Below are 10,627 nucleotides of genomic sequence, written 5' to 3' on the forward strand. Positions count from 1 at the left end.
TGAAGAGTCCCATAATTCGTATTTTTTTATCACAAATCTAAAATACGGGATTCTCAGGCTACTTTAAAATTAAAACTTTTGGACGCTAGTGATTCAAGATAAAATAATAGTCTAAAAATTAAAAAAATACACTATCTTTGCGCCCTTATTAATAACCCGAGGTCGTGAACCTCAACTAATTAATTATTATGCCAGTAAAGATTAGATTACAAAGACACGGTAAAAAAGGAAAACCTTTTTACTGGATCGTTGCAGCAGATGCACGAGCAAAAAGAGATGGTAAGTACCTAGAGAAATTAGGCTCTTACAATCCAAACACTAACCCAGCAACAATTGACTTAAGTGTTGATGATGCTGTAAAATGGTTACAGAATGGTGCTCAACCAACAGACACCGCTAAAGCTATCCTTTCATACAAAGGAGCTTTATTAAAGAACCATTTAGCTGGAGGTGTTAAAAAAGGTGCTTTAACCGAAGAACAAGCTGAAGCAAAATTTAATGCTTGGTTAGAGGAAAAAGCTGCTAAAGTACAAGCTAAAGCTGACGGTTTATCGGAAGCTGATGCCAAAGCTAAGGCCGAAGCCCTTGCTGCCGAAAAAGCAGTTAACGAAGCTAGAATTGCCGCTGCTGCTCCAGTTGTTGAAGAGGAAGTTGCAGAAGTTGAAGCTCCTGCTGCTGAAACTGAAGCTACAAACGAAGAGGAATAAAAATTTATTTTTTTATACTTTTAAAACTCCGATAGAACTATCGGAGTTTTTTATACCCAAAAATGACATGCAAAAAGACGATTGTTTCTACCTAGGTAAAATAGTAAAGAAGTACAGCTTTAAAGGTGAAGTATTGGCCAAACTAGACACAGACCAACCCGAACTTTATGAGCACTTAGACGCCATTTTTTTAGACCTTCGCAACAATCTGATTCCCTTTTTTATTGAACATTCCCAATTACATAAATCGGAATTACTGCGCATAAAGTTTGAAGATGTTAACTCTGAAGCTGATGCGGACGCCATCCTGAAAAGTGACTTATACTTACCTTTAGAATTACTACCTAAACTACAAGGTAATAAATTCTATTTTCATGAGGTTATTGGCTTTACCATAAACGATAAAAACTATGGTAATGTAGGTGTTATAAAATCCATTAACGACTCGACAGCCCAATCTCTTTTTGAAATTGATAATAACGGAAAGGAAATTTTAATCCCCATGAATGATGAATTCATTCTTGAAGTTAATAGGGAAACTAAAACTATTTTGGTTGAAACCCCCGAAGGGTTAATCGACTTGTACTTGTAAGTTAAGCTACTAATGCTTCTTTGGCTTTTATGGCATTCATGTTAACATGGAGCGCATCACGTTGACCCACCAATAATTTACACAAAGACAACGACAGGTTAATTTCCTGCAACAAACTATTATAGTTATCAATACTCCATTGCTTAATACTACATACTTGATCTAATAGTTCTGTTTCTCTATTATCATTAAGCATGGGTCTAATATTCTTCCATAAAATATAATACCTGCTGCTTAATCGGTTTAACTTATCGAAATTTTTGGGTTCACCGCCAAGCTTAATAATTTGTTTACGCAACCCTCTTCCAAATTCATTTCTTTCAAAAGCGCGTTCTCTAAAAAAAGTTTTCAATCTTTTATCGTTAACGATCTCAACAGAATCTAAATAAATCTTTTCAATCTCGAAATTCATTTCCAATAAATTATTAATCTTAGTAATAACTTTTTCTGATTGCTTCACCTTCATTTTTTACTTTTTTAATCCATTTACGTAAATATAACTTAAAACAGATGTGCAAATTATAAATTTTAACATAGTTTAATAACATATTTTTCAACATTTTAAGATATGTATACTAATCTTTATAATACACGCTATAAATTAATACTTTTGGCATCTAAAAATGTAGAATGTCCAACAACCCTTTTGTTTTTAAAAAATTCACAGTTTACCAAGATCGATGCGCTATGAAAGTGGGCACCGATGGCGTTCTATTAGGCGCATGGAGCCCAGTACACCATCAACCTTACTCAATTTTAGATATAGGTTCAGGAACAGGCATTGTTGCCTTAATGATGGCGCAACGCAGCAATGCTCAATTAATAGACGCTATTGAGATTGACAACAATGCTTTCGAACAGTGTGTCGACAATTTTGAACAGTCACCATGGAACAACAGATTGTTTTGCTACCATGCATCTTTGGAAGCATTCGTTAATGAAATTGACGATCAATACGATCTTATTGTTTCGAACCCACCATTTTATACCGAAGATTTTAAAACAAATAATACACAGAGGGATACGGCAAGATTTCAAGATGCTATGCCCTTTGATCACTTGATTGATGGTGTTTCTAAATTGCTTTCTGAAAATGGTTTGTTTTCAGTAGTTATTCCTTTTAAAGAGGAAAACCACTTTATTGAACTGGCATCTAAAACTGGATTATTCCCAAAACATTTTCTCCATATTAAAGGCAACCCTAATTCAGAAATTAAACGCAGTTTAATAGCCTTTTCGTTTGATGAAAGTGCATCAATTAACAAGGATATTTTAATTATAGAAACCGATCGTCACCAATATACCCAAGACTATATTAATCTTACCAAAGATTTTTATTTGAACATGTAGACTTTTTAAATCCCTGAAACTATTTCGGTTTCCTTAAGATTAGCCCTAATACTTTTTAACCCTTCATCTGAGAAATTCGTTTTCCATAAATACAGTTTTTGAAGAGATGTTAGTTTAGTGAAAGACGCTATACTCGCATCACTTATTGGATTACCATAAAGATTGAGGTATTCTAAATACCTTAAATTTTCCAACTGCTTTACATCTGTATTAGAGAAATTTGTATTACTTGCCCTGAACTCTACAAGATGCTTAAATCCCCCAATTTTAGAGATTACCTCTTTACTTAGATCTATCCCTGACAGATTTAACCAAACCACATTAGTTTTTGCCTTTAAAAGCATATCCATTTTTTTACTCGTAAGAGGTGTTTTGGCATAAGGAGAGTAACTAACATCCAATAGTGTACTATTGTTTGTTACTGTATTAATTTTAAATCCTTCGGCTTTTATTGATGCAATAATTGTATCATGAACCCTTTGCAAATCTAAACTTTCTATAAAAGTTTTCTCCAGACCTATACCTACTTCCTTTAAATAACCTTTAGTTCGATCGGTAAGGTTAAGTTCTACAATTTTTTTTTCAAAAGTGGCACCTTCTTCAATCCACCATTGTAACAACATGGTTTCGTCGTTTGTAAGTGGTGTCCGCCCTTCAGTTGGCATAAAATCTTTATGTGTTGGGTTTAAGGTTATACGCCTAAAGAGTTCACTTGCCTTGACATCTCCTGGAACAATCACCGCACCATTTTCTCCACCTTTCATTATCCCTTCAGCATCGTTTAACAACAATTCTCCTTTGGCTTTGTCACTGTTATGGCACACATTACACTTTGATTCGAAAATAGGATGGATCACATCTTCATAAACTAAGGCTTCCTCTAAATCTGTTACCCGTTCTCTAACGGGTTTCATGCCCACAAACGTTCTAACAGCATTGGGAGCATGTTCAAACAGGTAATCTGCTCCATGTGTAAGATTACCCCCATTATGCCCAGCTACAAAAAGCAAACCCATAATAAGAACCACCAATACAGGGTAACTCTTTTTGGCCCATAATACCGAAGCTTGTTTTCTTTTTACATAAAACAAGACAAAAGCAACTAAGGTCAGGGATATACCTGTCCATTTATGAATATTTAAAGTAGACTCATTGTACCCCCCTTCCGAAGCTAACATCAAACCTAAAATAACGGACAAAATTCCCGATAAAGCCCCTAATAGAAACGCATAGCTAATGGTTAAATTGAAATCTATTTTTTTCTTTAATGAGATGAGTTCAAAACATATAGCTAACACAACAAACCCAATAGGTAAATGTACAAGCATGGTATGAAATCTGCCAAAAAACTGATAGATATTTGTCTCTAATAAAAGTATCATATTGAATTACTATAATATAGCTATTACAAATATCTTTTACGCCATTCATGCATCATATGCACATTAATAGCCCATTGGTTTGCTAATGGTTGTTGCGTATATGGCATAGACCACATATAATTGGTGGGTCCGAACTCTGTAGTCATTGTTAATGGTTCCCCGGCTTCTTTTTTATAATTCACTACCTTATCCCACCAAACATAATGTGCATTAACTGCTCTTTGCCATTCTGGTGCTCTTGGTTCACTTACTTGAGGCCCTTCCTCATGTCCAATTCGTGAATGAATATGACAAGTACGTTTCAATGCCTTTTCAACAGTTTCTTTTTGGTTTTCTAATAAGCTTTCTGCCACAACACACCAATGTGAAATATCCAGGGTTAATTTAAGTTCTTTGATGGCATCTATAAAACGCTCACATATATGAGGGGCAAATAGTATACGCCCACGATGTGTTTCTTGATATACAGGTACTCCCCAACGCTTTGATTCATTAATTGCAAATTCTATTAGCTCCTTACTTTCTTCAAAAGTAAAAAAGTCCTTCCCTGCGTGACAATTTATAAAATCTGGTTTTCTGGAAATTACCTTACTTAAATTAGCTTTATAACTTTCTTTATGAGCCATAAAACTGCCTCCATTACTCCCAGTCAAGGCTCCAAATTTTAAGTCGTATTTCTCTAAAGCCTCATATAGTACCTGTTCGTCTGCTTCATTATTGGGAAACCAATCCTCAATACCATCGTAACCTTCTTTTTTGGCTTCTTTACAAAACGCATCCATAGAGCCTTTAAAACCCCATCGGGTTGCATAAATTTTAAGTGAAAATTCTTTTTTTCGAGATGTATATTTTGGTATATCCATACTGCTTAAAACCAATCCCGCTCCTGCTGCACTGGCTGTTGTTAAAAACTGACGTCTAGTTTGCTTCATCTGTAGCTTTATAAAAGTAAATCTTTAATTACTCGACCATGCACATCGGTAAGCCTAAAGTCCCTACCCTGAAAATTATAAGTAAACTTTTCATGGTTTATTCCCAACTGATTTAATATGGTGGCCTGCAAATCATGAATATGAACTCTATCTTTTATTCCATAATATCCTATTTCATCAGTTTCCCCATAAGAAATACCACCTTTGATTCCACCACCTGCCATCCAAATACTATAAGCTTCAGTATGATGGTCCCTTCCATAATAAGGCATAACACGCCCACCTCTGTTCTCACGCATTGGGGTTCTACCAAACTCTCCACCCCATATCACTAAGGTGTCGTCTAAAAGTCCTCGCTGTTTTAAATCTTTTATTAGGGCTGTCATTGGCTGGTCTACCTCTTCACATTTCGATTTCAGCCCTTCATTTAAAGACGTTGCTTTACTATCACCGTGCATATCCCATCCCCAGTGATATAACTGAACAAAGCGAACGCCCTGTTCAACCAAACGTCTTGCTAACAAACAATTATTTGCAAATGATGCTTCACTTTGTTTTACTCCGTACATTTCACGTATATATTCAGGCTCCTTGGAAATATCCATAACCTCGGGCACAGATACCTGCATTTTAAAAGCCATTTCATATTGTGCAATACGGGAGAGCGTTTCATCATCATTAAACTCCTTATATTGACTTTTATTAATTTCGTTTATCGCCTGTAATGATTTTTTTCGAATATCCCGACTCATGCCATTGGGATTGGACACATAGAGAATGGGGTCACCTGAATTTCGACATTGAACACCTTGATATTCCGATGGTAAAAATCCACTGCCCCAAGCGTTCTTACCTGCACTCGGATTTTTTCCTCCAGAAACCAATACCATGTACCCAGGTAAATTTTCATTTTCCGATCCCAAACCATAAGTTACCCAAGCACCCATACTAGGCCTTCCAGACCTAGCGCTTCCTGTTTGTAATAAAAGTTGTGCTGGAGCATGGTTAAACTCATCCGTATGCATTGATTTTACAATAGCCACATCGTCAACTATTTCACTAAAATGTGGTAAAGCATCCGATATAAAAGTTCCAGACTGTCCATACTGTTTGAAATCGAATTGAGGCCCTAACATTTTGGGAACTCCCTGTATAAACGCAAAACGTTTACCTTTCAAAAGTGATTCTGGACAATCCAATCCGTGAAGCTTTTGTAAAGCAGGCTTATAGTCGAACAACTCTAACTGTGAAGGGGCACCGGCCATGTGTAAATAGATGACCCGTTTGGCCATAGGCAAAAAATGTGGAACGCCTACAGGGTCTAAACTTTTTGCTATTCCATTACTCCCAAAGACATATTGCGGCCCCATTAGTGATGCCAATGCAATACCCCCTAATCCCGTACCACACTTTTTAAGGAAATGCCTCCGTGTGGTAAACTCTAAGTTTTTCTTTCGTGCTTCATTGTATAAATCCATAGAGTAACCTTTAACTTTTTACAATAAATTCATCCATGTTCATTAAAACATTCATTATCACAGTTAGTGAGGCCAATTCTAAATCATCAGAATTCACTAACTGCCTGGCTTCGTCGCTATGGATTTTGTAATAAGCGTTAGTGTCTTCAAATAGTTTTACCAGTATTTCAGACTTTTCCGGGCTTATTCTTTTTCCCATTACCTTCTTATAAGCAGTTTCAACTTTAAGCTTACCATCTCCTTCTATAGCAATAATTTGCTCTGCTAATTTTATGGCCGCTTCAAAATAAACTGGATCGTTTAAAGTTACCAATGCTTGTATAGGGGTATTGGTATTAATTCTTCTGGACAAACAGGTTTCCCTTTCGGATGAATCAAAACTTATAAATGAAGGATAAGGACTCGATCTCCTTAAGTAAGTATATAACCCTCGCCGATAAGCATCTTCTTTTGGACTTGTTTTCCAAATATCATCACTATAAACAACTGTCCAAACACCCTCTGGTTGGTACGGCATGACACTCGGCCCATACATTTTATCACTTAACAATCCTGATACGGCTAATGCCTGATCTCTAATTTGCTCGGCTGACAATCTAACCCGTGGACTTCTAGCCAACCATTGGTTTTGTGGATCTTTTTGCTTAGCTTCTTCACTAATCACAGCACTTTGTTTATAAGTTTCCGAAAGCACTATATTACGAATTAATGTCTTCATGCTCCATTGCCAATCATTAGAAAATTTAAGTGCCAACCAGTCCAATAATTCGGGATGAGTTGGTTTCTCTCCAAGAGTTCCAAAATCTTCTGAAGTCAACACAATACCTCTTCCAAATAGTTTGGCCCAAAACCGATTAACAATCACTCTTCCGGTTAGATAATTATCGTCACTTACTAACCATTCTGCAAGATCCAAACGGTTCTTAAACAACCTATTGTTTACATTAAATAGCTTTGGAATACCCGCCTGAACTGTATCTCCCAACACCAACCAGTTTCCACGATCAAAAACTTGGGTTTGTCTACCAAAGTCTTTAGGTTTCTCAATCATAATTGGTGTTGATCGTATAAAACCAGCATTTAACAAAGCGTCTATTTTACCATAAATTACATTTGATGCCTCATCATTTGCAGGTAATTTATTCACTAACAAAAAACCATCTAAAGCGAATGAATAATTTTCTGCTTTGCTGCTAAATTGAAAATATAAATCAGCTGTTTTAACCCCACTAGTAAGCTTAATAGGGAGATTTTCAAAACCATTAGACTTGTTCAATATAGCTTCACCAATAACCTCTCCATTGATACTATCTTTTGTTATCAATAATCTTCCTTTAACTTTAGTATGTTGACTGTAATTTATATAAACTCGATCGATATTACTTAAATCTACACTTCCAAGTTTTACATAAGCCCCATTATTAACTTCCATATAATCCTGTCCAGCTCTATTGTAATGTACTGTTTTAAATGCTTCATCAAAATCCTCTGGACGCAATTTAGGTTCTTGAATACGAATAAATGCCTCCCACTTATTGACTTCTGTTATTGATGAAACCTTAGTTATCCACTGTTTCACATCTTCAAGTTCAGCCTCATTAATGCTGTCATACTCTCTATATATTGGGTGTTCCGTTGGCACATCCCAGTCTGTTGTATTATTAAAAAAGGCAAAAGAAGTATAATATTCTTTATGTTTTATGGGGTCATATGGGTGAGAGTGACATTGTACACAACTCATGGTTGTAGATTGCCACACTTCCCATGTGGTATTTACACGGTCTATTACCGATGATATTCTATACTCTTCATTATCGGTTCCTCCTTCTCCATTATTCAATGTGTTTCTATGAAATGCAGTGGCTATATATTGATCCTTTGTTGGATTAGGCAATAAATCTCCTGCCAATTGATCGATTGTGAACTGATCGAAAGGCATATCTTTATTAAAAGCCTTTATAACCCAGTCTCGATATTGCCAAATTTCTCTTGCTCTATCAGCTTCGTAACCTTTAGAATCGGCATATCTAGCCAAATCTAACCACATACTCGACCAATGTTCTCCATATTTAGGAGATTGCAAAAGTGTATCTACCAAGCTTTCGTAAGCTTCATCAGAAGGATTATTAATAAACTCATTAGCTTGCTCGGTTGTTGGAGGCACTCCTAATAAGTCTAAGTAAAGTCGACGTACTAAATCAGGTGCTTCAGCTCGATTACTTGGGGATAAGTTATGTGCTTTTATTTTGCTGAATACAAAATAGTCAATTTCATTAACACCCCAGCCCAAATCATCTATAGCTACTTCCACTTTTTGTGGTTTTAAATAAGCCCAATGCTCTTGCCATTCTGCCCCTTGTTCAATCCACTTGGTTAGTATTTCTATTTCCCCTTTACTTAACGGTTCTCTTTCAAGGGGCATACGCATTGCAGGGTCTTTGTGAGTAATTCGAGAAATCATTTCACTCTTTTCCGGATGGCCAGGAACAACACCTCTATGACCATTAATGGTTTTAGCCAAAGCATTTTCCCTAAAGACCAAACCAAATCCTCCAGACTGCTTAACCCCACCATGGCAACTTATGCAATTCTTATTGAGTATGGGTCGTACCTGAGCATTGAAATCAATTTTATCTTCCTTACAAGAAGTGATAAAAATGAAAACTAATACCCAACAAAAACCTATGGATTTAAAAAAAATCGTTTTCAAAAACTATTTAATTTTTAAATTATAAAATGATTTTGCAATAAATAGAACTCTTTGATTCTAAAAATACTCGAAATCGCCTAATAATAACACTTTTTTTTACCACTGTTTAACTTGCTTTAATTAAATTTGAATACTATTGTGAATTTAATAAAATTTATGTGTTAGTTTTAAGAAATACGCATTTTAGATAAAGGAAATAGAATGAAACCAGACCTATTTGAAGCTCCCGATTACTATAATTTAGACGATTTATTAACAGATGAACACAAGTTGGTTAGAGATGCTGCCCGGGAATGGGTAAAGCGTGAAGTATCTCCTATTATTGAAGAGTATGCGCAAAAAGCAGAATTCCCTACACAAATTATAAATGGATTAGCAGAAATAGGGGCTTTTGGCCCTTATATCCCCATGAAATATGGTGGAGCTGGATTAGATCAAATTTCTTATGGGTTGATCATGCAGGAAATAGAGCGCGGCGACTCCGGCGTGCGTTCCACAGCATCGGTCCAATCGTCCTTGGTCATGTATCCCATTTGGAAATATGGCAATGAAGAACAACGTGAAAAATACTTGCCCAAATTAGCTAGTGGTGAATGGATAGGTTGTTTTGGGCTTACAGAACCTGACTATGGAAGTAACCCTGGAGGCATGGTAACACATTTTAAAGATAAGGGAGACCATTATTTATTAAATGGTGCCAAAATGTGGATTAGTAATGCCCCTTTTGCACAAGTGGCTGTAGTTTGGGCTAAAAGTGAAGAAGGTCGTATTCACGGACTTATTGTAGAACGTGGCATGGAAGGCTTTTCAACCCCCGAAACACATAACAAATGGTCCTTACGCGCATCGGCTACGGGAGAACTTATCTTTGATAATGTAAAAGTCCCAAAGGAAAATCTATTACCTAATAAATCGGGACTGGGTGCTCCACTGGGCTGTTTGGACTCAGCACGTTACGGTATTGCCTGGGGGGCTATTGGAGCTGCAATGGATTGCTATGACACTGCATTGCGTTATAGTAAGGAACGCATTCAATTTGGTAAACCCATTGCACAATTCCAATTACAGCAAAAAAAGTTAGCTGAAATGATAACCGAAATAACCAAAGCACAATTACTAACATGGCGACTGGGCGTTTTGCGCAATGAAGGCAGGGCCACTTCGGCGCAAATATCTATGGCAAAGCGCAACAACGTGGATATGGCCATTAAAATTGCCCGTGAGGCTAGGCAAATGCTGGGCGGCATGGGTATTACTGGTGAATATAGCATTATGCGTCATTCTATGAACCTAGAAAGTGTTATTACTTACGAAGGTACGCATGATATTCATTTGTTAATTACTGGTCTGGACATTACAGGGCTTAATGCTTTTAAATAATTTTATAGAGGTCAGCATTTAGTTACCTACCAATTTTGATTGATTTATAGCTTTAGCCTCAACCATTCTACATATGAGATTATTGAAGATGGTGTC

General features: G+C 36.5%; 9 protein-coding genes. 4 read left to right on the plus strand and 5 right to left on the minus strand.

All coding sequences use genetic code 11. The features are described from left to right. The first annotated feature begins 188 nt into the window (after nucleotides 1–188). Both K7G79_RS14110 and rimM read left to right on the plus strand, forming a co-directional pair. A complete protein-coding gene (locus tag K7G79_RS14110) occupies nucleotides 189–707 on the plus strand; it encodes a 30S ribosomal protein S16 (RefSeq protein WP_223552246.1) in 519 nt (172 codons plus the stop codon). A gap of 67 nt (nucleotides 708–774) precedes the next feature. Then, on the plus strand, nucleotides 775–1,299 hold the full coding sequence (gene rimM / locus K7G79_RS14115) for a ribosome maturation factor RimM (RefSeq protein WP_223552247.1): 525 nt from the start codon (nucleotides 775–777) through the stop codon (nucleotides 1,297–1,299). A 1-nt stretch (nucleotide 1,300) separates the two neighbouring features. Here rimM and K7G79_RS14120 read toward each other — a convergent pair whose 3' ends face one another. After that, on the minus strand, nucleotides 1,301–1,765 hold the full coding sequence (locus K7G79_RS14120) for a DUF2383 domain-containing protein (RefSeq protein ID WP_223552248.1): 465 nt from the start codon (nucleotides 1,763–1,765) through the stop codon (nucleotides 1,301–1,303). Between the two features lie 164 nt (nucleotides 1,766–1,929). Here K7G79_RS14120 and K7G79_RS14125 point away from each other — a divergent pair, with 164 nt between their 5' ends. Then, complete coding sequence (locus K7G79_RS14125; RefSeq protein ID WP_223552249.1) at nucleotides 1,930–2,649, plus strand: tRNA1(Val) (adenine(37)-N6)-methyltransferase; 720 nt, start codon at nucleotides 1,930–1,932, stop codon at nucleotides 2,647–2,649. A 5-nt stretch (nucleotides 2,650–2,654) separates the two neighbouring features. Here K7G79_RS14125 and K7G79_RS14130 read toward each other — a convergent pair whose 3' ends face one another. Genes K7G79_RS14130 through K7G79_RS14145 form a run of 4 tightly spaced genes read right to left on the minus strand, consistent with a single transcriptional unit; the run spans nucleotide 2,655 to nucleotide 9,151 of the window. Continuing rightward, on the minus strand, nucleotides 2,655–4,031 hold the full coding sequence (locus tag K7G79_RS14130; protein ID WP_223552250.1) for a c-type cytochrome domain-containing protein: 1,377 nt from the start codon (nucleotides 4,029–4,031) through the stop codon (nucleotides 2,655–2,657). Nucleotides 4,032–4,054: 23 nt separating this feature from the next. After that, a complete protein-coding gene (locus K7G79_RS14135) occupies nucleotides 4,055–4,963 on the minus strand; it encodes a sugar phosphate isomerase/epimerase (protein ID WP_223552251.1) in 909 nt (302 codons plus the stop codon). Between the two features lie 8 nt (nucleotides 4,964–4,971). Continuing rightward, nucleotides 4,972–6,441 carry a DUF1501 domain-containing protein gene (locus tag K7G79_RS14140; RefSeq protein ID WP_223552252.1) on the minus strand — a complete coding sequence of 490 codons (1,470 nt, stop codon included), beginning with the start codon at nucleotides 6,439–6,441 and terminating at the stop codon, nucleotides 4,972–4,974. Between the two features lie 10 nt (nucleotides 6,442–6,451). Beyond that, nucleotides 6,452–9,151, minus strand: coding sequence for a DUF1553 domain-containing protein (locus K7G79_RS14145; RefSeq protein WP_223552253.1), 2,700 nt, complete (start codon nucleotides 9,149–9,151; stop codon nucleotides 6,452–6,454). A gap of 201 nt (nucleotides 9,152–9,352) precedes the next feature. Here K7G79_RS14145 and K7G79_RS14150 point away from each other — a divergent pair, with 201 nt between their 5' ends. Then, entirely contained in the window at nucleotides 9,353–10,531 is a 1,179-nt protein-coding gene (locus tag K7G79_RS14150) for an acyl-CoA dehydrogenase family protein (RefSeq protein WP_223552254.1), read from the plus strand. The last annotated feature ends 96 nt before the right edge of the window (nucleotides 10,532–10,627 follow it).

This window comes from Aestuariivivens sp. NBU2969, assembly GCF_019931125.1.
Lineage (GTDB): Bacteria > Bacteroidota > Bacteroidia > Flavobacteriales > Flavobacteriaceae > Aestuariivivens > Aestuariivivens marinum.